Genomic DNA, 24,719 nt, shown 5'->3' with positions numbered 1-24,719 from the left:
ATTTTAATCTTCTTCCATTTCTCCACAGATAGGAGTCTCGAAAGCAGTTTTAAAGTCTGTTAAGTCTTTCTGTTTGAGTAAGAACATCAGCTTAGTGATGGCAGCCTCTGTCGTAATATCTTTACCAGAGATAACACCTATTTCTTTTAGCTCTGTACTTGTCTCATATTTACCCATATGTACACTACCACTAGAACATTGAGTAACATTGATTACTTTAAGTCCCTTTTTAATAGCTTGTCCTAATGTTGTTAAGAACCATGCTTCAGTAGGCGCATTGCCAGCTCCATAAGTCTCAAGTACGATTCCTTCTAGATCTTTAATGTTTAGAATTGCCTCTAAGACATTCTGCTGTATGCCAGGGAATATCTTTAGAATCATCACATTACTAGACATTTCTTTGTGTACAAGTAATGGTTCTTGAGTATGTGTATAGTTGAGTAAAGGTTTATTGATACGCAGATTTACTCCTGATTCTGCTAAATGAGCAATATTAGGAGAGGTAAACGCATTAAATAATTCAGCACTTACCTTAGAAGTTCTATTTCCTCTGTATAATTTGTATTCAAAGTATAAACACACCTCTTGAATAACAGGAGTATTGTTTTCTTGTACAGCAGCTACTTGAATAGCCGTGATAAGGTTTTCTTTAGCATCTGTACGCAAGTCTCCAATAGGAAGCTGAGAACCTGTTAATATAACAGGTTTGCGCAAGTTTTGAAGCATAAAGCTTAGTGCAGATGCTGAGTATGACATCGTATCCGAACCGTGTAGAATAACGAATCCGTCAAATTTATCATAGTTCTCTTCTACTACACTTGCCATCTTTACCCATAAGGCAGGGCTCATATCAGAAGAGTCTATCGGTGTTTCGAATGAATAGGTCTCTATCGAACACTCTAGCATGTGTAACTCAGGTATACGCTCTACTAACTGATCAAAATTGAACGCACGTAAAGCACCTGTTTTAAAGTCTTTTACCATACCGATAGTTCCACCAGTATAGATTAAAAGAATAGCAGGACTATTGTTCATCACTCAATTTAAGTTTATTAATAACAGGATTAGCATACATAGCTAAGAAGCCATCTACGATTATTTTGTTCTCTTTATCTACACGTAGTTCAAGACGTCTTTCGAATAATTGCCTCTCCTTTTCTGTATATTTATCAGCGAACTTATTGCTGTTATGCATGATATCATAAGCAATATAGTTAGTAGGCCATAAGAAATAGTTAGCAATAATAGACTTATCTATTTCTGTAGCTACAGCTTGCATTTGCTTATTAGTCTTATCTACAGTGTTTTTAATATTCTCTAATTCTTGGTCTAGAACATCTCCTACATGGATATGAATACCACGTTTTTGACCGATGATACCACTATATAAGTTGATAAAGTCTTCATTCTTATCTTTGATATATACTTCATCATTCGCTTTAGCTAATAACTGAGGCATCTTAAGTGCATCCGTAGGATCATACTCATACGAGATAGATACAGGTACTATCTTCACTTTTTTGAAGTAGTCCATTAAGTTAGCCTCATCAGAAGCCATTCCTATCATCTTCAGCACTCCCTGATGAGTTGCATCATTTCCATCTTTAGTACGTCCTTCTCTCTGTGCTATCCACACAGATCTGTTCTCTTCGAATAAAAGATGTTGTATATATTCAGACATTAGTTTAGAACTTTCTAATAGTTCTCTAGGTGGTAATCCACGTTTAACTAAGAAGTTTCTATTTACTTTAGCTAGCGCTAGTAAAAATGATTTCTGCACTAGGTTATCCCCTATAGCAGAGGCTGTCATAACTAATTTATTGTCTTTAAGAGCAACGTTGAGAAGAGAAGTATCCATAAGGATATCTCTATGGTTAGATACGTATAGATAAGCTGTGTCTTTATCTAATTTGTCAAACCCCGAAGTGGTCAAACCATTAGAGCTTTTCTCTAGGATTCGTTGAATAGAGTGGTAAGCAAAATCATCTTGAAATTGTTGAATAGACTTTACTTCCTTTAAGGCATTCATCCATTCCTCTTCCGTTTTATTAGGAAAAGTATATCCCATTAACGCTTTTATCATTGGGTGTTTAGAAATCTGTTGTAAGACTTCGTGTACCTCGTGATCGTGGTAGTGGCGTATAGAATCAAACTTAGACATTAGTGTAATGTATTATTATAAACAAGTTATGTTGTTTTCGTGTTTTAAATTCCAAACACAGCTATTGAATTTGCTGTAGTTTGTTTTGCTATCTCTTCTAGAGGCAGCGCGTAAATATCGGCTAATTTTTCTGCAATATTCACGATATATGCACTTTCATTTCTTTTTCCTCTAAAAGGAACAGGTGCAAGGTACGGAGAATCAGTTTCTAATACGATATGCTCCAGTGGTATTTTGTTTAAAAACTGATCTATTTTACCATTTTTAAACGTTGCTACCCCACCTATACCTAGCTTTAGGTTATAAGAAATAGCTTTTAGCGCTTGTTCTTCTGTACCTGTGAAGCAGTGGAATATCCCTCTAAGGCCTTCTCCTTTTTCTCGTTCTAGTACTTCGAACACTTCGTCAAAAGCATCTCGACAGTGTATATTAATAGGCAATTTATATTTCTTTGCCAATTGAATTTGATATTGAAAGGCTTCTTGCTGTATGGCTAAAGTACTTTTATCCCAATACAGGTCAATGCCTATCTCTCCTACAGCGTAATAAGTACGTCGTTCGAGTTCACGCTCTACATAAGCCAACTCTTCTTTATACGTCTCTGGTTTTACATCAGTAGGATGTAGTCCCATCATAAGAAATACATTATTAGGGAACTCTTGCTCTAGTTCAAACATTGCATTGCTATAGCTTGAATCTATCGCTGGTATAAAAAAACGCGTAACTCCACTAGATATTGCACGATTTATTGTTTCTTTACGATCTTCTGCAAAAGCATCTGAGTATAAATGTGTATGCGTGTCAGTAAATATCATTCTAATATTGTATTTTTCTATAATGTTAGATTAATGCTACAAAAGTACCTTTTAAAAAGAATTTAAACTACATTTGATTGATGGAAAACATGAAAGATATATTAAAAAAGGGAGGATATAAGAAAATTAAGTTTAAAATATCTAAAACGAACCACCTTTTTGTCAAAGCTAAAATCAATGGTGTCCTAGGAGACTTTATCCTAGATACAGGAGCATCTAATAGCTGTATTGATTTTAGTCATATAGACCATTTTAATATTATTCCTGAGAACTCGTCTACTAAAGCCTCAGGAGCAGGGGCTAATGGAATGCATACCCAAGTAGCCTATCATAATCATTTACAAATGAGCCGTTGGCATAACAAGAGTTTTAACCTAGTAATTATAGATTTAACTCATGTCAATGTTGCCTTAGTAGAGTATAAAGTAAAGACTGTACACGGTATTATAGGCTCAGATGTATTACTACAAGGGAATGCAATTATTGATTATAAAGAGCAAGTGCTCTATATACAATAAATCTATTGTCTTGATTTGCTCCACTCTTCTGCTACTAGTTCCAATTCTTTATACCAATCTTCACCATATTTTCTGATTAGAGGGGTTTTTAAGAATTTATATACAGGTACGCTTAACTCTTGACCTAGGGTACAAGCATCACTACATATATGCCATTTGTGATAGTTCACAGCAGAGAAAGAAGAGAACTCTTTGATACGTATAGGATATAAGTGACATGAGATTGGCTTTTTCCAGTCGATTAGACCTTCGTTATACGCTTTCTCTATTCCACATAGTGCCATTTCATTTTCGTAGATTACATAAGCACATTCTCCCCCTTCTATTAGAGGAGTTTCATACTCATCATCATCACCATATACAGATGTACCTTGTTCTTCTATTGCCTTAATACCTTCAGGACGTAAGAAAGGTTTTACTTTATCATATACAGCTCTAAGTATCTCTACTTCATCATCTTCTACAGGCGCTCCTGCATCTCCGTCTATACAGCATTCCCCTTTACAAGCCGAAAGGTTACATACGAATTCTTTTTCTAGAACTTCTTCTGATACGATTGTTTTTCCTATTTGAAACATCTGAATATAATAATTAATTGGCTGCAAAATTACAAATCTTTATGTAATAAAGAGTAACACCCTTTAGATTAACCTTTTTCACTAAGTAATTTAGGATGAATATAAAGTTCATAATATAAGATAGTTGTACCAGATCAGTAGAATAGTGTTAATTACGCTATTATTTTACATGTTAATGTTTTTTAGATTATTTCATTGTAGCGCTTATATCTATGATGTGTGATTCAAGAATAGTGATGAGTTCTTGATAAAAATAGTGAAAAACCACGTTTTATGACTTTTATATCTCGTTGTTAAAATATATAGTGGTAATGTTAAAGGATTGTCCGAGTGGTGGTTTTTTTGTACTTTCGGATGGTAAAATCAAATTCTTTATCATTCGAAATGAAAATTTTTAGTTACATAGTTATAGCATTTGTTGCGGCATTGATTGTATTAAATATCACAATGTTAGATTTTAATAACCTATTCCAAGGGGATAGTCTAATCGCATTAATTGGTATTGTAGCATTGCTTTGTGCAGTATGCATCTTATTGATTTACCGTACATCTAAAATGATAAACGATAAAACAAAATAAGACCTATGGAAGTATTCGATGTACTAATCATAGGGGGAGGTGTATCAGGAGTTTCTTGTGCGCAAGTTATTGGTAGTGCTGTAAAGAAACCTTTTGTAACAGATAAGAAAGTAGGTATTATTATGCATCAGAAGAGCTCAATGCTTCAAGATGCTATCTTCTATAATGCTTATGGTATAAAACAAGGGACTTTAGGAAAAGACCTATTAGAACAGTCTATAGAAGACTTAAAATACTACAACCACATTGACCAGATCGCAGGTGAGAAGGTTATTTCTGTACAGAAGAAAGATGGAGTATTTGAAGTCAAGACGAATAAGGAAGTATACTATACTTCACTTGTTGTAGTAGCTATTAATTCTAGTCCTACCTTTGAAGTAGAAGGATTAATGGAATATGTGATACCACATAAGAAGTCACTAGCTGCTAAGAATAGAATCCAGTTGAGAAACGAAGATCACTTAGTAACAGAAGGAGTTTATGTGGCAGGAACATTAGCAGGACATAGGAGTCAGTTAGCGATAGCTGCTGGTAGTGGAGCTGCTGTAGCTACAGACATTCTGACTTTGTGGAACGGAGGAATAGAAACTCATAGCCACGATAGTACTAGAGTGAAGTAATAAGATAAAAAAAAGAGGTAGTTTAATCCAGATTAAACTACCTCTTTTTTTGTATTGATATTTTTTAATAAACCAATCCTACGTTATCTATCCATAAACGACTATCCGTATTACCGATATACGCACCACCATTACTAGAAGAGAATTGTACGATTAGGTGAGTTACCTCGTCATCTGCAGTACCCCAACCTTCTTCTATGATCGGCACCATCTTACCTTTGCTATTTCGAGTGTAGTATGCATTGCTACCTGTTCTAAGTGCCATATGTGCACCATAGTAACTCTGCTTCGTGATATCGCCATAGTTTACAGTCAGGCGGTGTTTGTTTTGCCACGTTTTTACAGATTTATCCATCAGTTCCCATCCCGTACCTATACGTTTAGCATATACATTACCATCTTTGTCTTCCCATCTCTTTTGTAGTAGAATCTGTATCTCGGCCTTGTCATTTCGCTTAGCATCAGTTCCGCTTCCCATACCATTCACACGTTTAGAAGGACCACCAGTAGTTACTTTATAGTCGAACTGTAGTGCTTTAGGCTTTTTAGTAAAAGGAATACCTGTTACTAGTTTACTTTGAGGGTTTTTAGTATCTGTGATAGGTTCTATCATTTCCCCTAAGAAGATTGTTCCACTAGCAAGTACATTGATATTAATTACTCCTAACACTTTCACCTTTTCTATACGTGTCTCTAGACGAGCCGCATATCCATTATCTCTTTTTTCTGGGAATACAGTTACACTCCCTTTCGTTATACCACTTACAGTAGCTAGTACAGATGAGGTAGCCCAAGGAGACTTTTTATTCTTATAAGGCGTATTGTCCTTTAGTGTATCTTTTGTTTCAGTGATTTCGTATAGGTATTGTGTATTACCCCCGATGATAAACGATTCTTTAACTTCGCGTACCATCCAGTGATCCATATTACCTAGTTTTATAAGTTCTACTTTTTCGCTTTGCGCCGTAGCTAGCAGCGGCATAGCACACATGGCTAGTGCTAGTATCTTATGTTTAGTTTTGTGTATCATTGTTTTGTTGTTTATTCTTTAATATTATTCTTTTTCAGCATTTCGAAATCTTCTTTCTTCAAGTTCATTTTAGTATAAGGAACAGCGATATCGTGGTCATTTAAGTACATACGAGCTTCTGCATTAAAAGCTCTATTGACTAACGATAAGTCCTTTTCTAGATAAGAAGTGCGAATATGTGCTGCATTAATCATCGTATGGAATACTGCATTCGTAGAGATAGGCTTATTTTTATTCTCTTGTACCGCAGTGATTCTCTTTTCATTGTTATCAATATACTCATCTGAGAACCACATTAAAAATGGTATTCTTAGCTGATAGTAGGTTGGGCTTGGCGAAGCGTGTAAGAACCTGTTTCTATCATCGTCGAATAAGTCCTCGCCATGATCGGAAGTATATAGCATAGCTACTTCCTCATTCGTCTGTTTCAGGGCTTCTATCGTTTTAGATAAGAAGTGATCTGTGTATAAGATAGAGTTGTCATACGCATTGACTAGGTGTTCTTTCTCAGACTTCTTTACACCACCTATCTCATCAGGAGTGAACTGTCTGAAGTTCTCAGGGTAGCGCTCCATATACTTAAAGTGTGACCCATAGGTATGTAATAAGATGAATAGATCTCCAGTAGTCTCCTGTATGTGTTTTTGCATTAAGTCTACCAACTCTTCATCATAGTGATTCTCCGTCATACGGGTATGGCTATCAGTAGTACGTATCGTCTTATAGATATCTGCTTCTTTAGTGAAGTATTCTATAAACGAAGAGTTCTCTGCCTGATTAGACAGCGATATCGTGGTAAAGCCAGCTTCTTTAAACGCGTGTACAATACCTTTTTTGACATAGATAGAATTATAGTTTTCTGCCTCTGCTTCTGATAAGATGATCGAGACACTCTTATGTGTCGTATTTGATTGCGTTAACGCATCTTTGAACACGACTAAGTTCTTTTCATTCTTTAGCTTCGGATTGGTCTCGCGATTATATCCATACAGAGACCAGTTATCAGCTCTACTCGTCTCACCTATGATCAGTACATATATTTGTCTTTTATCAGTAGAGATGCTGTCTCTAGTAGCTTTAAAGGTAAAGCCTTTAGAGGTCTCAGGGTATCGATTGACCTTATCCCATTTATTCACTGCGAACCCTAAGTTGTGTAACGCATTGATAGGATACACATCTTGGTTAAAGGCAAATGTACCAGTGTTCTTATTCGCACTGAAGAATGATAATACTAGTGATGCTATTAATAACAGTACTGCAGGTAATAGAGTCTGTCTTCTAAAGCTCCAGTCTAAGAAGTTCTTTCTCTTCCACTGAAGTATAGCGAATACGATAGGTGGAATGTATAAGAAACACACAAAGGCGATAGAAGGCAATAGACTACCTAGTAGTTCATTTATTTCTGAAGTATTCGTAGTTGCTACGTTTAGAAACATATCTGCGGCTATCACATCTTCTCCGAATAGGTAGAATAACACGATCTGGAAAGCGTGCAAAAACAGGAATGGAAAACATAGTAATAACCAGGCTCCCGAATTTTTAAACGCAGAGAATATTGTCATGAATAACCCTAAAGGAAACAGTATGACTACGATTTTTCCAATTAGATTCACGGGTTGTGTAAAGACAAAATAAATGCTCGGAACCATATTGACAGCAATATAGAACCAAAACAAGGCGATCGGGTTATTTATGATTCTACTAAAGAATCCTTTTTTATTTAATTGTTCAGTCATTTTATCCCTTAAAACGATTCATAGATATTAAAATAGAATCCACTCTGTCCTTTACCAAAACCATAGTCAAGACGTACGTTCACTCTATTTTTAAACTCCCATCTATATCCTATACCATAGGTTGGTAAGGTGTGGCTCCAGTCAAACTTGTCCATATTCTCGAACACATTACCTGCACCACCCCATACTGCTACACCATGTCGGTTATGTATTTTTTGTCTTAGCTCTACCTGTGTATTGATCTGTTTTCTATCTCGATATTGCCCACTGTAGTACCCTCTCATCTGTCTAGCTCCTCCTAGCTTAGAAAGCATTGTCCATGGCACTTCACCATTGTTAAACTCTCCGTTTAGGTCGAAGGCTATTAGACCATCTTTCCACACCTGCTGGTATGCACGTGCTGTAAAGTTAATTTTTCCGAAGTGCTTATTACTTCCCAGTGTTTTCGGGAAAAAAGTCTGTTCATATTGGATAAAGATTCCTTTACTCGGGTTAGGGATAAAGTCTCTACTGTCATATGACGCGATAAATCCTCCTCCGATAGCCGTGTCTTTAGAGTCTGTATCAGGTCTCACCTCCATATCTCTGAAGTTTCTACTCTGAATATTCTGAGCAGAAAAGACTAATCCTACATACGTATTCGGCAACACTTTTCTCAATACATCAAATTTCAAGCCTAAGTGATATTCATCGTATTTTACATAGTCTCCTTGGCTACCTGCCTCGTATCCTATACCATAGTATTTACTAGGCATATATTTAAATGCCATATCGTAGTGAAATCGGTAATCATCATTAGGAAATATCGTTGTGTTCTCTACTCCGATAGCGAAGAATCCACTTGTAGTAAAGTTAGTATAAATAGCGAGATCAGATGGGGGTAAGTCTAGGTTCTCTTTATCTACTCTGTATAGTCCAGAAGCGACTATCCCTAGTCCTAGTTTAGTATCTACAGAGTAGCTCGGCCCACCTATGAATGAAAGGTCAAATTTGCTCTGTGATTTATCTTTCTTAGCTTCTTCAAAATAAGAAACTACACGTTCAAAAAATTTCTGTTTTGCTGCCGTGCTATCCCGTTGCTCTTCATTAGAGATGACTTCTGCACTTTGTTGTGCAAAAGATACGGTGTTCGTTATCAGTGTGATAACGAATATTGTTGTTAGTAAGTATTTGTTTATCATATAATAATTTAAGCTTGCAAATTTACGCAATTTCTAGGTCTTAGAATCTGGTAAATTCCTAAATTAAAATGATACAAAACGTTTCTTAACTAACTTTTAGAAAGTTTATAAAACATTTAGGTTTTAGCTTTTGCTAACGACTAATAGTTGTGCAAATACTATTACTAAAGAAAGTATTAATATAAAACTGATAATGAAATATTGTAACAACGAAATTTTGATTTTGTGAAATCTCATTGCCTTTAAATACAGCACCACAGGAATAACTAATGCTAATATAACACCTGCTATCGCTGCATATCCTAATGCCAAGATAAAACCTTCTGGATAGAAGAGTGCAAATAGTAGTGGCGGTATGAATGTACAGATAGCAGCTAGAGGCTTGATTAATTTTTTTGACTTATTTTTAAACAAATCTTTATAGTAATCTAATAATCCAATACTTACTCCTAAGAAAGAGGTACCTAATGCTGCTGCTGCAAAGAAACTAAATAAAGTCTCTATATACGTAGAGTGCGACAACTCTCGTATACTAAGTAATAACCCTTTTACCTCAGAGTGTTCTTGCAATATCTGCATAAAGACAGTTTGATCTAAAGTTCCTAATATAACGATCTGCCAAACTAAATAAATCACTAAGGGTAGTAAGCTTCCTAGTATAAAAGCTCTTTTTAATAGTTTCTTATTCCCCTCTAGATAATCAACGATACTAGGGATACTTCCATGAAAACCAAAAGAGGTGAATATCGCAGGGATAGACATAATCACTAGACCTTGTGATAAGGGCATGTGAAGTAGATTTGCTCCTTCTATCAGAGGAGTCATAACGATCACTAATAGTGCTAAGAAGATAAGCTTACCTGTAAAAAGAATACGAGTAAACCAATCTACCCATCTCGTCCCAATAATCACAATAGTACTGAATATAGCTGAGAAGATAAGCACAGCTAAGCGGTCGTCTAGATTAGTGTCTAGTAGAAGGTCTATATTCGTCTTTAGGATTGTCCCTCCGCCAGACATATATGCAGCTGTTAGCCCATAGATTAGGAACATAAGACTTAGCCCTGCTATTCTGTTCACAGTGAATCCTGCATACTTTCTAGTCAAGGTATCAAAGCCATCTTTAGGACTATTAAAATCATAAATACGAACCATCAACAATGCTGTATAACACATCGCAAACCAAATGATAAATAACAGTAAAGTAGCCCCTATAAAGCCTACTCCTGCTGATGTGATAGGCATAGCTAACATTCCTCCACCGATAGAAGAACCCGCTATAATTAATATACTACCTAATAGTCTGCTATTCATTATTAATGATTTTTTATGAAAAACAAAGGTAACAAAACACAAACAATAATTTTTGCTTTAAGCTGAACACATTTGCACAGTTAGAGATATGGGGTAAACAATAACTGTACAGCTATAGTAGGACGAGACAAACCCTAATTGGACTTATCGCATAGTGGTCGCATAGTTATCGGATACTGCTCGCATAAAAAAGGGCTAAAAGTATGCGATCACTATGGAATCAGTATACTAGTGTTACCTTATTATACTATCGAAGGACTGAAGTGGTTTAATATTGATTACAGTGTTTTAGGAAGGAGGTTGTTTTATTGTTGTTAGAATATTTGATTTTAGTTTATGATTCTGATTTAAAATATGTTATGTATTGAGAAAGCTAGAATTGTAAGAAGTATTGTTTTAGAGTAGGAAAATGAATAAATACCTTGTTTATAAAAGAGATTAATCGAATAAGAATTAGAAAGAGGGTGACTCTCAATATGAACTAATTATTAAATATTATCATTCATATTGTCTATTTCTAGCATTCTTGTCTATATTTGCAGTATGCAAGCAAAGAAAAACATATCAAGAATATTGTTGGTGGTAGCCATTATGTTTACCATCGTTTTTCAGTTTATGCATAGTTTTGAACATATTGTTTCTTCAGTAGAGTACGAAAAAGAACACAGTACACATGCTCATTTTAATGAAAGTAGAGGAGATCTATCGGATCAACTTACTTTTAAGGAAGCACATAGTCAGCTAGACAAGTGTTTTGTCTGTGATACTATACTTAACCCTGCTATCACTTCAGATGTATTGTCTGTAGAGTTCATTACTTATGATGTAGCCAGATCAGTTCAGGATATTGTATCACTATCTATTATACCTCTTTCACAGGTATTCTTTTCCCTTAGGGCACCCCCTGTATTAGCATAAATTATTGTTTAAGTCTCTTGCAATCTTTGCAAAGGGATAGATTATTTATGTACAATTAAATTATTAGCGATTAAATGAGAATATCTATTCTTATGCTTTCACTAGTGGCTTCTATTGGTACTTACGCACAACAATATGTTGTAAAGGGTAAGGTATCAGACATATATGGAGAAGCATTAGTAGGGAGTAATATAACTTTTTCGGGATTACAGTCTGGAACTGACCTGAAGGGACAATTTATATCTACACCTGTATCTGCAGGTCAACACCGTTTATTAGTTGAATATCTTGGTTATAAGACTGTTGATACCTTGCTTACAGTGAAGTCTGATATGTATTTAGATTTGCACCTTAAGGAGGACAATACACTGCTAGACCAAGTAGTTGTATCGACACATGGGCTAAAGACGATTGCGAATACTGAGGTAGTTAGTAATAAGCAACTAGTAGAGAGTTTTTCAGGCTCATTTGCTAAAACCTTGACATCAGTACCAGGGGTTAATGCTATGGAGATAGGGGCAGGAGCTTCTAAACCTATTATTCGAGGACTTGGATTTAACCGTGTAGCTGTCGCTGAGAATGGGGCCAAACAAGAAGGTCAACAGTGGGGAGCAGACCATGGATTAGAGATAGATGCCTTCAGTACTGAAGAAGTAGAAGTGATAAAGGGTGTAGGTACTATTGAGTATGGGAGTGATGCAATCGGAGGTGTGATCAAGATTAATAATGAGAAGGTACCAGAAGTACACTCATTTAGTGGAAGTGCTACTATGTTTGGCAAGACAGTTAACGATTCGTATGGTGCTTCTGTACAGGTAAAGGGAAGAGATGAGAAGTTCTTCTATAAGTTTAAAGCAACAGGTCAAGATGCTGGTGACTATCGTGTACCTGTGTCTGAGATAAACTATTTAAACACTGTGATTCCTATCTATGGCAATAGAATGAAGAATACTGCTTCTAAGAACTTTGCACTATATGGACAAATAGGATATGTGGATAATAACTTTAAAAATATCCTGAGCATTAGTAATGTTTATGACAAGAGTGGATTCTTTCCAGGATCTCACGGATTGCCTAATGTGGCATCTGTAGCAGATGACGGGAATCACCGCAATATAGAATACCCACGTCAGAACGTCAATCACTTTAAGGTAGTGAATACAACTACATGGGATAGTTCATTACAAGATAAGTGGACTTTTATGGTCGCTTATCAAAATAATAGAAGACAAGAGCACAGCTTGTTTCACTCTCACTTTGATGATCAAACACCACCAAGTTCTAACCCTAATCTAGAGTTACAGTTTGTATTAAATACAGTAGATGCTTCTGTGAAGTATGAACATCTATTTAATAACAACCATAAGTTGACATTAGGAGTACAACAGAATTTTCAGAACAATACCATTGACGGATACGGATTCTTATTACCCAAGTTTAATAGACAGAGTACAGGTGTATTCGGGATGTATGAGTATTTCGTGAATGATAAATTGACTTTAGAAGGAGGAGCACGCTTTGACTATGCAAGTGTACATGTTAAGCCGTTTTATGATCAATTCTTATTTGACTATTTAAAAGAACAGGGCTATGCAGATCAGCTAGCTAATAAATATGCACAGAGAAGTACGACTACAGATAGAGACTTCAATAGTGTGAATGGAATGGTAGGTGCAAAGTATACGCTAAACGACAACTTTAATTTTGGAGCTACCGTGGGTACTAACTTTAGATTCCCCACTGCTATTGAGTTAGCATCTAATGGTGTTCACCACGGAGCTTTTAGACATGAGAAAGGGAATCCTGATCTTAATCCAGAGAAGGGGATTGCATTAGACTTTAGAGCAGAGTTTAAGACTCCTACGTTTAATACGACGTTTAGCCCTTATTTATATTATTTTTCTAATTATATCTACCTAAAGCCATCAGGTAAGTTCTCTATACTACCAGATAGTGGGCAGATTTATGAATATACCCAGTCAGAAGCTATCATTAGCGGTTTTGAATGGAAAGTAGAGAAACGTTTTTTTGATCGTCTAAATATATCAGCAGTACTTGAGTATATCTATAATCAGCAAGTGTCTAATGGGCAGAACGGAGCTTATCCATTGCCATTCACTCCTCCGATGAATGTATTCGGAGAGGTTAGATATAGCTTTAGAGATACGGATCTGTTTAAAGAGTCAGAAGTGTACTTTAACGGGAAGTGGTATGCTGAGCAAGAACGTATTGCACAGGGAGAAGAAGTGACACCTAGTAGTCAGAGCTTCGGTGCTGGAGTGTCTTCTACAGTACAGTTTGGTAAGTTTAAGGCGCGTACTACACTGTCTATCTCAAATATGTTCGATACGAAGATATTAAATCATACGAGCTTCTACAGACCATTAGGTATACCTGAGTTAGGACGTTCAATACAATTGATGATACAAGTACCATTCTGATATGACAGATAAGAACATACGTGCTATAGTATGTTCGCTATGGTGTACTTTATTCTTAGTACCTATACTGAACAATACTCTTCACTATGTCATCATTGATCATCACTTTGGGCAGAAGTCAGCTAAATTAGAATATGTAGATAGTAATACGATTCACTACTGTGAGCAGTATATATGTAAGCTCTCACCTGCTATAGAACACATAGTCTCCACACTAGTGTTATGGGTCGAGAGAGTACACGATGAATTAGTAATCGAGGTAGTAGTCAGCTATAAAGAGTGTCTGTTTCCTTTTTATTGGTTAAGAGGACCACCTGCAGAAGAGTTAACTCATTTTGCACTAGGTAAGAACAAAGACATTTAACTCATTCTCCAGATTGTGCTAGGCTAAGTATAAAGTCACAATCTGGATTTTTAAACATTAAAAAAATGAAACAATTAAAATATATAGCAAGCGTAACTTTATTAAGTAGTATATTATTTACATCATGTCTGAAGAGTGATTCAGATGTAGATACTCAAAAACCTGTGATCGTGTTAAACGCACCAGAAGAAGGAGCTAAATTAGAAGCAGGAGAGACTATCCACTTTGATATGGATGTATCAGATAATATCGCCTTAGGGTCTTATGATATTGACATTCACTCAGCTGAGGGGCATACGCATACACACAGTGTATCTGTACGACATGCTGACCACGATCATGACCATGATCACGATGATGAAGAGAACGCACACCGCAAATCGTTTAAATATAAAAATAGCTGGGATGATATCTATGGACAGCGAAATGCACATATACATCACCACGAAATCTTAATAGACAAAGAGGCAAAGAGAGGTGAATACCACTTTGTAGTAAAAGTATTAGATAAGGCAGGTAACCAAGCTATGGAATTTAGAACTGTGAATATTGTAAACCCAGGAGAGGGAGATCATGATCACGACCATGAACACAAGCATTAATAATAGGAAATAATGTTAATATATAGAGAGTAAGGAGGATTCTCCTTGCTCTTTATATATTTATGGATATATTTACTAACTTATTATTTAAGAAAACAATAACTAACTTAAACATTTATGAGAAAAACACTTATGACTTTACTAGTTGCTACAATCATAGTTTCTTGTAAGCAAGGAGCTACGGAAGAAGCAAATGTAGAACTAAAGTACCCAGACACGAAAAAAGGTGAGGTAGTAGATACTTACTTCGGTGTAGAAGTAGCTGACCCATATAGATGGTTAGAAGATGATAGATCAGAAGAAACTGCTGCTTGGGTAAAAGCAGAGAACCAAGTTACTTTTGATTATTTAGCTCAGATTCCTTTTAGAGATGACCTAAAGAAACAAATGGAAGAGGCATGGAACTACGAGAAGATCGGTGCTCCATTTAAAGAAGGTAAATACACTTATTTCTTTAAAAATGACGGGTTACAGAATCAGTCTATTTTATACCGCAAAGATGAAGCTGGTAAAGAAGAAGTATTCTTAGATCCTAACACATTCTCTAAAGATGGTACTACATCATTAGGAAGTATTGATTTCTCTGAGGATGGTTCTAAAGTAGCTTACGCTATCTCTGAAGGTGGAAGTGACTGGAGAAAGATTATCGTTCTAGATGCAGAAACAAAACAAGTGATAGGTGATACATTAGTAGATGTGAAGTTTAGTGGTGTTTCTTGGTTTGGTAATGAAGGGTTCTATTACTCTAGTTATGATAAACCAACAGGTAGTGAATTATCTGCGAAGACAGATCAACATAAATTATATTACCACAAATTAGGTACAGCTCAGAAAGAGGATGCTCTAATCTTCGGAAAAGATCAGAAGAGACGTTACGTAGGTGGAGGAGTGACTAGTGATAATAAATATTTAATTATTACAGCTGCTAATTCTACTTATGGAAACGAGCTTTATGTGAAAGATCTAACTGTAGCGAATAGTCCTATTGTTACTGTAGTAAATAACTTCGATAGCAGTAATGGAGTATTAGATAGTAAAGATGGTAAATTATATATCGTAACAGATTATAAAGCACCTAACACAAGAGTAGTAACTGTAGATGCTAAGAACCCAGGACAAGCGAATTGGGTTGACTTTATCGCAGAAACGAAGAATGTATTGACACCTTCAACAGGAGCTGGATATATCTTCGCTAACTACCTAAAAGATGCTGTAGCGTATGTAGAGCAGTATGACTATACAGGTAAAAAAGTGAGAGTAGTAGAATTACCAGGAGTTGGAACTGTTGGTGGTTTTGGTGGTAAAAAATCAGACACTACATTGTACTATTCTTTCACGAACTATATCACTGCAGGAAGTATCTATGCTTTCAATCCAGTAGATGGTACGTCTAAAGTATATGAGCAACCTAAAGTGAAGTTTGACTCTTCTCAATATGAGTCTAAACAAGTATTCTATACTTCTAAAGACGGAACTAAAGTACCGATGATCATTACACATAAAAAAGGTCTTAAGTTAGATGGTAAGAATCCTACTATGCTATATGCTTACGGAGGGTTTAATATTAGCTTGACTCCTTCATTTAGCATTGCTAATGCTATTTGGTTAGAGAATGGTGGTGTATATGCTGTACCAAACCTTAGAGGTGGTGGAGAGTATGGTAAAGAGTGGCACGTAGCAGGTACTCAATTACAAAAACAAAATGTATTTGATGACTTTATCGCTGCAGGTCAGTACTTAATTGACAATAAATATACTTCATCTGATTTCTTAGCTATTAAAGGTGGATCTAATGGAGGGTTATTAGTAGGAGCTACTATGACTCAACGTCCTGATCTTATGAAAGTAGCTTTACCAGCAGTAGGAGTATTAGATATGTTGCGTTACCACACATTCACAGCAGGTGCAGGATGGGCGTATGACTATGGTACTTCAGAAGATAGCAAAGAGATGTTCGAGTACTTAAAAGGATATTCTCCTCTACACAATGTGAAAGCTGTAGCATACCCTGCTACAATGGTAACTACTGGAGACCATGATGATAGAGTAGTACCAGCGCACAGCTTTAAGTTTGCAGCTGAGTTACAAGCTAAAAATACAGGTAATAACCCTATGTTAATTCGTATTGAAACGAATGCAGGACATGGTGCTGGTAAATCTATTGCTCAACAAATACAAGAGCACGTAGACTTACAAGCATTTACATTATACAATATGGGTATCAAGAAACTGAAATAGGAAACAACAGTTTTTAAATCCAATAAAGGCGAGTCAATATTTTGACTCGCCTTTTGTTTTTTTAAGAGACCTATTTTTATTCGTTTAGTTATAGTTCAGTCCAGTATGTTATTGATTCAGTTTCTCTATTAGATTAATAATGATTCTAGAAAATATAGATGTCACTAGTATCACAATATCAGATGCATACCTATAATTTATATTGCTCTCACTTTACCAATTTTGCTTTCTTAAGATTAAAAGTGAAATAGAAATTCTCAATTTGTAACAAACAAGACATATCTTGACATATATTTTAGACTTTTAAAATGTATGTTTGTGGAAATTATAAACAAAAACATGAAAAAATTATTAGCTATATTTATAGTATTAATGTGTGTTATGAGTTTTAATTCTTGTTCAAAAGACGAAGAGTTGAACCCTATTAGTACTTACAGATTAAAAGTAACAACAAATCCTAAAGAGACATATTTAATATTAACTTATGAAGGTGTGGGAGGTAATAATAGATATGAAATAGAAGGTAATAGTGAAATAGAAATTAAACAAAGAAAACACCACTCTACACAAATAAAGGTTTTAGTTTCCAATAATCCTGATAACAAAGTTAAATCACCATATATAAAATTAGAGTTATTTAAAGGAAAGAAATTAATAGCTTCGAAAGAAGGTTCTTATTTTGTTCAATTATCTCATTAATTTTTTTCTTGTTTTTTACAAAGTCTATATAAGTACTTTCACTTTAAAGAAATAAAAGTGCAAAAAAGTCTTTGGACTGACTTTAAAAAGTTGGACAAATTGATGCAACTTTTTCAATACAAGTGAATGAGACTTACAAGCATTTACACTATACAATATGGGTATCAAGAAACAGAAATAGGAAACAACAGTTTTTAAATAAAATAGAGGCGAGTCAATATTTTGACTCGCCTTTTTAATTTATCGCCTTTTTCTTTATGATGTTTTTATCTTTGGAAAGCCTCCATCTACACTTAGCTCTGTACCTACTATGTATGAAGCGGCATCAGAAGCTAAGAACATGACTGCTTCTGCTACTTCAGACGCTTGACCGAAGCGCTGTATAGGCACCTGTGGTGCAAAGGAAGTCGTGAAAGATTCGACCTGTTCTTTGGATAAGTTTGATCGGTCGAAGTAATTCGTTTGGATAGGACCAGGAGATATAGCATTAACGCGTATTCCTCTACTGATTAATTCAGAGGCAAAGGTCTTAGTGAACGATTGTACAGCTGCCTTAGCAGCAGAATAGACACTAGAGTTTTGCATCCCTACTTCTGTGACAATAGAAGTGTTTAGCACAATAGCGCTATCACTAGACATAAGAGGTAAGACCTGCTGTACAGTGAATAGAGTCCCCTTAACGATAGTATTGAACATCTCTTCATAGTGCGTCTCGTCTATTAGTTCTAGTGGAGCATATTTGCCAAAACCAGCATTGACAAACACAATGTCTAAACGAGTAGTATAGTGTCGTAACTGTTCACCTAGACGCATAAGGTCTACCATATTACCTGCGTCAGAGACGATACCTATAGCCTGATGACCTAGTTCTGCTACTGTACTGTCGATAGTATGTTTATTTCTACCTGTGATGATGACCTGTGCACCGTGTTGGATAAATAGGAGTGCCGTTGCTTTACCGATACCACTAGTTCCACCAGTGATAAGCGCTATTTTACCTTTTAGTTTCATTTTACTGTATTTAGAAACCCAAAAGTATATTGACTCTTACTCACTCACAATCCGTTTCTTGCTACTCTGCTTATTCGTATTTATAATTTTTTACACCAGCATTTATTTCTACTTCTATGAAGTTTTGTTCAGGTGGTATAGGGCATGAGTACTTAGGGTTATACACACAGAATGGATTATAAGCCTGATTAAAGTTTAGAGTGATAAGGTCTCCTTCTGGTATCTCTAAATCTATATATCTACCTCCACCATAAGTAGTCACCCCAGAAGTAAGATCTGTAAAGGGTAAGAATAGATGATTAGCATAGTCTTCTTTCTTTAGGATATCTAGATCCTGAAAGACATCTACTTTATGTTCTTTTTTATCTAATGTAAAGTGTAGTTCTCCGTATTTGACATAATTCAGCTTATTCGAAGTCGTTGTAGGCATCGTAAAAGGCTTTTCGTCTGGTGTGCGAACTAGTTTAGCTTCTACAACATAATCTTCTGTTATAGGGAAGAAATCAAGTCCTTTAAACTTCTTTAGGGCATCCTTAGGTAATGGAGATGTTTTAGAGTCGCTAAACTCTTTGTTGAGTTCTTTTTGGAATACCTCTGCTCTTTCTATATCTGTTTTAGGTTGAGAACACGATACTAGTAGGGATAATACTGCTCCCAACATAAATAGCTTTTTCATATTGGTTATTGTTGTTTGAGGTAAAAGTAACAAAAAAGGTTTGCCCAAAAAAGGCAAACCTTGATATAATGTTGTTTCACTGATTATCCTAAGTGAGAACGTAGCATCCAAGCTGTTTTCTCATGCGCTTCCATTAAGCCGATTAAGAAGTCAGCAGTACTCTTATCATTAGACTCTTCAATAGCATCTATATTCTGTCTGATGAATGATACGATTACCTCATAGTCTATTAATAACTCAGCTATCCAAGACTTACTATCTGTATCTGTAGTTTTTCTCTCTTCTGTTAAGTGAGTTAGTTTTAAGTAATCTTTTAAAGAAGAAGGAGCATAGTGTCCTAGAGTTTTAATACGTTCTGCTACAGCATCTACATTCACTGCTAGTTCTGTATATAGTTCTTCGAAGTATACGTGTTTAGAATGGAAGTCTACCCCCGTTACGTTATAATGAGCATTTCTCGCTTTAGTGTAAAGGATAAACTCATCTGCTAATAATTTAGATAGTACTTCTGCATTGAATTGACGTGCGTTGTCTGTAAGACCGATATTTGTTTTCATAGTGTTTTGATTTTTTATTACTATGTAAATGTACGAAATATATTAGGCAATGTCATTGATACGTAATTGTTTATATTTATGAAGATATTAAAAATATCTATAAAATTTATAGTATCCTTATAAGAGTAAACAAAAAAAGGAGCTCGTCATGAGCTCCTTTCCGTATTCTATAAATACTATTTTTTTAGTTTGTCAGCTGCGTCTTTCATCGCACCTTTTACTTCATCAGCTTTCTTTTCAGTAGCTTCTTTCACTTCTTCTACTTTTTTCTCAGTAGCGTCTTTTACTTCTTCTACTTTTTCTTCAGTAGCATCTTTAGCGTTTTCTACTGCATCACCAGCTTTTTTGCTTACTTCTTCGAATTTAGCTTTAGCATCATCCCAAGTTTTTTGTGCAGCTTCTAAAGCTTTGTTAGCTTCTTCTTGAGCTTTTTTGTCTCCTTTTTTAACAGCTTCTTCTACTGCTTTCTTAGCATCAGCTAATTTTGTTTCAGCTTCAGTTTTAGCTTTTTCAAATTCTGATACAGCAGCTGATTCTTCTGTTGTAGCTTCTGTGTTTTCTACAGCTGGAGTTGTTTCTTCAGCTTTTGTGTCTTTACATGAAGTAGCGAATAATAATCCAACTACTGCGAATGATAACAATACTTTTTTCATAGGAATTTATTTTAGTTCCTAACAAAGTTATAAAAAAACTATGTTAATACTGTAATTTAAATAGTTAAAATAGGATTACTTCTTTTTATTCTCTGTTTTATTAGCTCCTTTCTTATTAAAATCGAGAGGACCGAAGTTGTTCACATAACGTGTGATTGTATTCTTTCTTTTCGCGATATATGGTCCAGAGTTATTGGCTTTATATCGTCTCGGACTCGGTAGGATGACCGCAATACCTGCTGCTTGATTAGCAGTTAAGCTCTTTGCATCTTTATTATACCAATGCTTTGCCGCAGCCTGTGCTCCATAGACACCATCACCCATCTCTATACTATTTAGATAGACTTCTAGGATTCTCTCCTTAGGCCATAAGAACTCTATCAGTACAGTGAAGTACGCTTCAAAGCCTTTGCGGATATAACTACGCCCTGGCCATAAGAACACATTCTTAGCAGTCTGTTGTGAGATGGTGCTACCGCCTTTGATCTTTTTGCCTTTTTCATTGTTCTTCATTGCTTTCTCTATGGCTTTAAAATCAAAACCATTATGCGTCAAGAAGTGTCCATCCTCACTAGCGATCACTGCCTTCTGTAGATTGACATTGATGTCGTCTAGAGGTACCCATTTATGTTGTAGTGTCATTGGTTTGCCGTCTTTGACCTGTTCATACAGTCTGATAAACATCAGTGGGGTATAAGGTACAGGGACAAAACGAAAGACTAGTACTGAGAAAATACTCAGTCCAAAAAAGAGAAGTGCTAGCTTTAAAAAGAAGCGTATTATTTTTCGTATCATGACGAAATAATGTATATAAATCGGCGCAAAAGTAAATAAAAAAACGGTTGCTAAATAAAAAATTAATACAATAAAAAACTCGCCAAAATAGCGAGTTTAGGTTGTAATCATAATAAGTAATAAGAAAGAATAGGAGTCAAACCTCTCCTTCTAATTTATTGAGGATTAGTTGTCCACAGCGATGCTGTTTTAACCATGGCTCTTCTTGGTAATCTCAATGTAGCTACGATAAGCTCTGCGAAGTCCTCTGGCTGTAAGATATGATCAGGGTTACCATCTGTAAGCCCTAATTCTATAGACATATCTGATGCGATAGTACTTGGCGTTAGCGTACATACTCTAATGTTGTTTTTACGCACTTCCTTCATTAGTGATTCAGACATCCCGATCACTGCAAATTTAGACGCAGAGTATGCAGACGTAGTTGCATTTCCGTTAAGACCAGCTGTAGAAGCTACGTTGAAGATATCTCCTTCATTCTGATCTATTAAGTGAGGTAGTACTTCTCTAGTCACATTATACACTCCCATCACGTTAGTAAGTAAGATCTCTTCCCAACGCTCAGCAGACATATCTGTGAATTTTCCGAATTCTGATATACCAGCATTGTTCACTAATATATCTACTCCTCCTAATGTTTCTATTAATTTAGCTATTTCAGCTTTTACTTTTGCTTTATCAGTCACATCGAATACGGCATAAGTAGCTTTCACTCCTAATGCTTCTAACTCTGTAACAGTAGCTTGTAATGTTTTCTCGTTTCTACCAGTAATAGCAACGTTTATCCCTTCTTGAGCGAAAGCAATAGCAGTAGCTTTACCTAATCCTCTTCCACCTCCGGTGATAATTGCGTTTTTACCTTTCAATTTCATGTTTTTAATGCTTTTGTGTAAATATATGTAAATTAATGAGAAATTAGTGTTTTGTAAACGTTAAACTTACTTGGTTTTTATAAATTTTTCGATAGAATTCCACAAGTTATAACGTTTTATTAGTGCCTGTTTAGAGATTGCGATGACATCTTGCCATTTCTGTTGATCATCTCCACATAGCTCAGAGATCATCTTCATCGCCATCGGACCATGCTCATCTCCATCTAGTTCGATATGACGTTCGAAGTAATACACTAGCTTTGTCAAGTCTGTCTCAGGGAAGTTTTGTTGAAAACCTTTTAAGATTTCGGTAAACATATCTGGTATCAAATCTTCGCGACCAAATGTGAAGGCTGCTGCGATCTCATGTGCTTTACCTCCTTCGATAGTCTTGAATGTAAAGTTTAAAAACTCTTTTACCCCTTCATCTAAGTCTGTCTGTGCTATCGCTTCGAAGATAGGTGTACCAGACTTAAGAGTGCGGATAAGTGCTTCGATAGCAGTAGTATCTGCTTTAGCCGTTATCATCGCATCTAAGTACATCTCGAAGTGGCTCAGACGCTGTCCATCATAGGCTAGGTCTGACTCTTCTGCTAGTACAATCTCGTTGATCAAATAGCGTGTCTGTGGAAACTCTGAGGCAAACCAAGGAGTCGTAGTACAAGTCAATTGTTGTTGTAACGCTTTAAGCAATGACATAAAATCCCATACCGCATATACATGCCCTTCCATAAATGTACATAAGTGAGGGATAGTCTTTATTTTATTATAAAGAGGGTGTTGAAGTAACGCATTTCTTTCTTCAGCTATCTGTGCATTGATTTCTTGAATAGTCATATCTTCTAAAATTTAGTACAAAAGTAAAAAAGCTTCACCGAAAGGCGAAGCTCTTTGTATAAAGTTTATCTATAAAGATATTTATTACTTAAATGCAGGGAATCCTGTCACATCCATACCTGTTATTAACAAGTGGATATCATGTGTCCCCTCATAGGTCACTACAGATTCTAAGTTCATCATGTGGCGCATGATAGAGTATTCTCCTGTGATACCCATACCTCCCAACATCTGACGCGCATCACGTGCGATGTCTAATGCCATAGCCACATTGTTTCGTTTAGCCATAGAGATCTGTGCAGAAGTAGCTCTTCCTTCGTCTCTCAGTACGCCTAATCTCCAAGTTAACAACTGTGCTTTAGTGATCTCTGTGATCATCTCTGCTAATTTCTTTTGTTGTAACTGAGTCGCACCGATAGGTTTGTCGAACTGTATGCGCTCTTTCGAGTAGCGAAGTGCTGTGTCATAGCAGTCCATAGCAGCTCCGATAGCTCCCCATGCGATACCATATCTAGCAGAATCTAGACAGCCTAGAGGCGCTCCTAATCCTGATTTGTTTGGCAATAAGTTAGCTTTAGGTACTTTGACATTATCGAATATTAACTCCCCTGTAGCCGAAGCTCTCAGTGACCACTTATTATGTGTCTCTGGAGTAGTGAAGCCTTCCATACCACGCTCTACGATCAGCCCGTGTATACGCCCTTCTTCATTCTTAGCCCATACTACAGCGATGTCTGCGAATGGAGCATTAGAGATCCACATTTTAGCCCCATTTAGCAGGTAGTGGTCTCCCATATCTTTAAAGTTAGTCAGCATCCCACCTGGGTTAGAACCGTGATCTGGCTCTGTTAATCCAAAGCATCCGATATACTCTCCCGTCGCTAACTTAGGTAGGTACTTCATGCGTTGCTCCTCATTACCATACTTCCAGATAGGGTACATCACTAGTGAAGACTGTACTGATGAGGTAGAACGAATACCAGAATCTCCTCTCTCGATCTCCTGCATGATTAGTCCATACGAAATTTGGTCTAATCCTGCTCCTCCATATTCTGTAGGGATATAAGGACCGAATCCACCTATCTCGGCTAACCCTGGTATTAATTGTTTTGGAAATTCTGCACGTTGAGCGAAGTCTTCTATAATAGGAGAAACTTCTTTCTTCACCCATGCTCTCGCTGTATCTCTAATTAACTTGTGTTCATTACTTAACAAGTCGTCTAATAAGTAATAATCAGGTGCCTGAAATAAATCTGGTCTCATATATCAATATCGTTTTTTGTGGTTGTATAACAAAAATAGACATTATTTCGAATTGACCAATTTTTACCTCTAAAAGAGAATATAAAAATTCAAATACACGTCGTTTTTATACAAATAATGCTTTATTTCTATCTTAATCTATAGTAGATGGTTCGGGTACAACCTGAATACAGTTCGGTAAACTACCTCTTATCCCAAGTAAATACTGGGTGTTACCGAATAGCTTCCGAATAAAAATAAATGGAATAAGCTTAAAGTTTT

General features: G+C 36.0%; 25 protein-coding genes. 9 read left to right on the top strand and 16 right to left on the bottom strand.

Features of this window, described 5'->3' with window-relative positions; genetic code table 11:
* Positions 1-3: 3 nt before the first annotated feature.
* From MODO_RS01625 to MODO_RS01615, 3 genes are read right to left on the bottom strand one after another with little or no spacing between them, the layout of a single operon-like run.
* Entirely contained in the window at positions 4-1,035 is a 1,032-nt protein-coding gene (locus MODO_RS01625) for an asparaginase (protein WP_006257640.1), read from the bottom strand.
* On the bottom strand, positions 1,025-2,161 hold the full coding sequence (locus MODO_RS01620; RefSeq protein ID WP_006257639.1) for a 1-acyl-sn-glycerol-3-phosphate acyltransferase: 1,137 nt from the start codon (positions 2,159-2,161) through the stop codon (positions 1,025-1,027). Before MODO_RS01620 ends, MODO_RS01625 begins: the two co-directional genes overlap by 11 nt.
* Before the next feature lie 44 nt (positions 2,162-2,205).
* A complete protein-coding gene (locus MODO_RS01615) occupies positions 2,206-2,976 on the bottom strand; it encodes a TatD family hydrolase (RefSeq protein ID WP_006257638.1) in 771 nt (256 codons plus the stop codon).
* 80 nt (positions 2,977-3,056) lie between these two features.
* On the opposite strand from MODO_RS01615, the gene MODO_RS01610 reads away from it, so the two are divergent.
* Entirely contained in the window at positions 3,057-3,494 is a 438-nt protein-coding gene (locus tag MODO_RS01610) for a retropepsin-like aspartic protease (protein WP_006257637.1), read from the top strand.
* Between the two features lie 2 nt (positions 3,495-3,496).
* On the opposite strand, the gene MODO_RS01605 is transcribed toward MODO_RS01610, so the two are convergent.
* On the bottom strand, positions 3,497-4,072 hold the full coding sequence (locus tag MODO_RS01605) for a DUF3109 family protein (protein ID WP_006260499.1): 576 nt from the start codon (positions 4,070-4,072) through the stop codon (positions 3,497-3,499).
* Positions 4,073-4,456: 384 nt separating this feature from the next.
* Here MODO_RS01605 and MODO_RS19530 point away from each other — a divergent pair, with 384 nt between their 5' ends.
* Entirely contained in the window at positions 4,457-4,651 is a 195-nt protein-coding gene (locus MODO_RS19530; RefSeq protein ID WP_006260500.1) for a hypothetical protein, read from the top strand.
* Between the two features lie 5 nt (positions 4,652-4,656).
* Entirely contained in the window at positions 4,657-5,271 is a 615-nt protein-coding gene (locus MODO_RS01595; protein WP_006257635.1) for an FAD-dependent oxidoreductase, read from the top strand.
* A gap of 64 nt (positions 5,272-5,335) precedes the next feature.
* Here MODO_RS01595 and MODO_RS01590 read toward each other — a convergent pair whose 3' ends face one another.
* The 4 genes from MODO_RS01590 to MODO_RS01575 all read right to left on the bottom strand — a co-directional run bounded on the left by MODO_RS01590 (position 5,336) and on the right by MODO_RS01575 (position 10,532).
* Complete coding sequence (locus tag MODO_RS01590) at positions 5,336-6,301, bottom strand: PCMD domain-containing protein (RefSeq protein WP_006257634.1); 966 nt, start codon at positions 6,299-6,301, stop codon at positions 5,336-5,338.
* 11 nt (positions 6,302-6,312) lie between these two features.
* Positions 6,313-8,037 carry a phosphoethanolamine transferase family protein gene (locus MODO_RS01585; protein ID WP_006257633.1) on the bottom strand — a complete coding sequence of 575 codons (1,725 nt, stop codon included), beginning with the start codon at positions 8,035-8,037 and terminating at the stop codon, positions 6,313-6,315.
* An 8-nt stretch (positions 8,038-8,045) separates the two neighbouring features.
* The gene (locus MODO_RS01580; protein WP_006257632.1) at positions 8,046-9,218 is read right to left on the bottom strand and encodes a BamA/TamA family outer membrane protein; all 1,173 of its coding nucleotides are present in this window, start codon (positions 9,216-9,218) and stop codon (positions 8,046-8,048) included.
* 123 nt (positions 9,219-9,341) lie between these two features.
* Entirely contained in the window at positions 9,342-10,532 is a 1,191-nt protein-coding gene (locus MODO_RS01575) for an aromatic amino acid transporter (protein WP_006257631.1), read from the bottom strand.
* Positions 10,533-11,075: 543 nt separating this feature from the next.
* On the opposite strand from MODO_RS01575, the gene MODO_RS01570 reads away from it, so the two are divergent.
* The 6 genes from MODO_RS01570 (at position 11,076) to MODO_RS01545 (ending at position 17,794) form a co-directional block, all read left to right on the top strand.
* The gene (locus tag MODO_RS01570; RefSeq protein WP_006257630.1) at positions 11,076-11,450 is read left to right on the top strand and encodes a hypothetical protein; all 375 of its coding nucleotides are present in this window, start codon (positions 11,076-11,078) and stop codon (positions 11,448-11,450) included.
* A 74-nt stretch (positions 11,451-11,524) separates the two neighbouring features.
* Complete coding sequence (locus tag MODO_RS01565) at positions 11,525-13,891, top strand: TonB-dependent receptor (protein ID WP_006257629.1); 2,367 nt, start codon at positions 11,525-11,527, stop codon at positions 13,889-13,891.
* A gap of 1 nt (position 13,892) precedes the next feature.
* Positions 13,893-14,255 (top strand): hypothetical protein, encoded by a 363-nt coding sequence (locus MODO_RS01560; protein WP_006257628.1) that lies wholly within the window; start codon positions 13,893-13,895, stop codon positions 14,253-14,255.
* 65 nt (positions 14,256-14,320) lie between these two features.
* Positions 14,321-14,857, top strand: coding sequence for a DUF4625 domain-containing protein (locus tag MODO_RS01555; protein WP_006257627.1), 537 nt, complete (start codon positions 14,321-14,323; stop codon positions 14,855-14,857).
* A gap of 132 nt (positions 14,858-14,989) precedes the next feature.
* Entirely contained in the window at positions 14,990-17,095 is a 2,106-nt protein-coding gene (locus MODO_RS01550; protein WP_006257626.1) for a prolyl oligopeptidase family serine peptidase, read from the top strand.
* Between the two features lie 339 nt (positions 17,096-17,434).
* Positions 17,435-17,794, top strand: coding sequence for a hypothetical protein (locus MODO_RS01545; RefSeq protein WP_225581463.1), 360 nt, complete (start codon positions 17,435-17,437; stop codon positions 17,792-17,794).
* A 255-nt stretch (positions 17,795-18,049) separates the two neighbouring features.
* On the opposite strand, the gene MODO_RS01540 is transcribed toward MODO_RS01545, so the two are convergent.
* The 8 genes from MODO_RS01540 to MODO_RS01505 all read right to left on the bottom strand — a co-directional run bounded on the left by MODO_RS01540 (position 18,050) and on the right by MODO_RS01505 (position 24,458).
* Positions 18,050-18,805: an SDR family oxidoreductase gene (locus MODO_RS01540; protein WP_006257624.1), complete on the bottom strand. Its 756-nt coding sequence runs from the start codon at positions 18,803-18,805 to the stop codon at positions 18,050-18,052.
* 70 nt (positions 18,806-18,875) lie between these two features.
* The gene (locus MODO_RS01535) at positions 18,876-19,466 is read right to left on the bottom strand and encodes a DUF1684 domain-containing protein (protein WP_006257623.1); all 591 of its coding nucleotides are present in this window, start codon (positions 19,464-19,466) and stop codon (positions 18,876-18,878) included.
* 98 nt (positions 19,467-19,564) lie between these two features.
* On the bottom strand, positions 19,565-20,038 hold the full coding sequence (locus tag MODO_RS01530; protein WP_006257622.1) for a Dps family protein: 474 nt from the start codon (positions 20,036-20,038) through the stop codon (positions 19,565-19,567).
* Between the two features lie 176 nt (positions 20,039-20,214).
* Positions 20,215-20,691 (bottom strand): hypothetical protein, encoded by a 477-nt coding sequence (locus tag MODO_RS01525; RefSeq protein WP_006257621.1) that lies wholly within the window; start codon positions 20,689-20,691, stop codon positions 20,215-20,217.
* 75 nt (positions 20,692-20,766) lie between these two features.
* Entirely contained in the window at positions 20,767-21,486 is a 720-nt protein-coding gene (gene mtgA, locus MODO_RS01520) for a monofunctional biosynthetic peptidoglycan transglycosylase (protein ID WP_006257620.1), read from the bottom strand.
* 155 nt (positions 21,487-21,641) lie between these two features.
* Positions 21,642-22,358, bottom strand: a complete 717-nt coding sequence (locus MODO_RS01515) for a 3-ketoacyl-ACP reductase (RefSeq protein WP_006257619.1) — start codon at positions 22,356-22,358, stop codon at positions 21,642-21,644.
* A gap of 66 nt (positions 22,359-22,424) precedes the next feature.
* Positions 22,425-23,195, bottom strand: a complete 771-nt coding sequence (locus MODO_RS01510; protein WP_006257618.1) for a DUF3050 domain-containing protein — start codon at positions 23,193-23,195, stop codon at positions 22,425-22,427.
* Between the two features lie 84 nt (positions 23,196-23,279).
* Positions 23,280-24,458 (bottom strand): acyl-CoA dehydrogenase family protein, encoded by a 1,179-nt coding sequence (locus MODO_RS01505; protein WP_006257617.1) that lies wholly within the window; start codon positions 24,456-24,458, stop codon positions 23,280-23,282.
* Positions 24,459-24,719: the final 261 nt, after the last annotated feature.

Source organism: Myroides odoratimimus (genome assembly GCF_001485415.1).
GTDB lineage: Bacteria > Bacteroidota > Bacteroidia > Flavobacteriales > Flavobacteriaceae > Flavobacterium > Flavobacterium odoratimimum.
Note: the sequence above shows the minus strand (reverse complement) of the source record. Positions and strands in the feature narration are given on the sequence as shown.

Coding starts and splice junctions, on each gene's coding strand:
- MODO_RS01625 (WP_006257640.1), bottom strand. CDS start 1,035: ATGAACAATAGTCCTGCTATTCTTTTAATCTATACTGGTGGAACTATC.
- MODO_RS01620 (WP_006257639.1), bottom strand. CDS start 2,161: ATGTCTAAGTTTGATTCTATACGCCACTACCACGATCACGAGGTACAC.
- MODO_RS01615 (WP_006257638.1), bottom strand. CDS start 2,976: ATGATATTTACTGACACGCATACACATTTATACTCAGATGCTTTTGCA.
- MODO_RS01610 (WP_006257637.1), top strand. CDS start 3,057: ATGGAAAACATGAAAGATATATTAAAAAAGGGAGGATATAAGAAAATT.
- MODO_RS01605 (WP_006260499.1), bottom strand. CDS start 4,072: ATGTTTCAAATAGGAAAAACAATCGTATCAGAAGAAGTTCTAGAAAAA.
- MODO_RS19530 (WP_006260500.1), top strand. CDS start 4,457: ATGAAAATTTTTAGTTACATAGTTATAGCATTTGTTGCGGCATTGATT.
- MODO_RS01595 (WP_006257635.1), top strand. CDS start 4,657: ATGGAAGTATTCGATGTACTAATCATAGGGGGAGGTGTATCAGGAGTT.
- MODO_RS01590 (WP_006257634.1), bottom strand. CDS start 6,301: ATGATACACAAAACTAAACATAAGATACTAGCACTAGCCATGTGTGCT.
- MODO_RS01585 (WP_006257633.1), bottom strand. CDS start 8,037: ATGACTGAACAATTAAATAAAAAAGGATTCTTTAGTAGAATCATAAAT.
- MODO_RS01580 (WP_006257632.1), bottom strand. CDS start 9,218: ATGATAAACAAATACTTACTAACAACAATATTCGTTATCACACTGATA.
- MODO_RS01575 (WP_006257631.1), bottom strand. CDS start 10,532: ATGAATAGCAGACTATTAGGTAGTATATTAATTATAGCGGGTTCTTCT.
- MODO_RS01570 (WP_006257630.1), top strand. CDS start 11,076: ATGCAAGCAAAGAAAAACATATCAAGAATATTGTTGGTGGTAGCCATT.
- MODO_RS01565 (WP_006257629.1), top strand. CDS start 11,525: ATGAGAATATCTATTCTTATGCTTTCACTAGTGGCTTCTATTGGTACT.
- MODO_RS01560 (WP_006257628.1), top strand. CDS start 13,893: ATGACAGATAAGAACATACGTGCTATAGTATGTTCGCTATGGTGTACT.
- MODO_RS01555 (WP_006257627.1), top strand. CDS start 14,321: ATGAAACAATTAAAATATATAGCAAGCGTAACTTTATTAAGTAGTATA.
- MODO_RS01550 (WP_006257626.1), top strand. CDS start 14,990: ATGACTTTACTAGTTGCTACAATCATAGTTTCTTGTAAGCAAGGAGCT.
- MODO_RS01545 (WP_225581463.1), top strand. CDS start 17,435: ATGAAAAAATTATTAGCTATATTTATAGTATTAATGTGTGTTATGAGT.
- MODO_RS01540 (WP_006257624.1), bottom strand. CDS start 18,805: ATGAAACTAAAAGGTAAAATAGCGCTTATCACTGGTGGAACTAGTGGT.
- MODO_RS01535 (WP_006257623.1), bottom strand. CDS start 19,466: ATGTTGGGAGCAGTATTATCCCTACTAGTATCGTGTTCTCAACCTAAA.
- MODO_RS01530 (WP_006257622.1), bottom strand. CDS start 20,038: ATGAAAACAAATATCGGTCTTACAGACAACGCACGTCAATTCAATGCA.
- MODO_RS01525 (WP_006257621.1), bottom strand. CDS start 20,691: ATGAAAAAAGTATTGTTATCATTCGCAGTAGTTGGATTATTATTCGCT.
- mtgA (WP_006257620.1), bottom strand. CDS start 21,486: ATGATACGAAAAATAATACGCTTCTTTTTAAAGCTAGCACTTCTCTTT.
- MODO_RS01515 (WP_006257619.1), bottom strand. CDS start 22,358: ATGAAATTGAAAGGTAAAAACGCAATTATCACCGGAGGTGGAAGAGGA.
- MODO_RS01510 (WP_006257618.1), bottom strand. CDS start 23,195: ATGACTATTCAAGAAATCAATGCACAGATAGCTGAAGAAAGAAATGCG.
- MODO_RS01505 (WP_006257617.1), bottom strand. CDS start 24,458: ATGAGACCAGATTTATTTCAGGCACCTGATTATTACTTATTAGACGAC.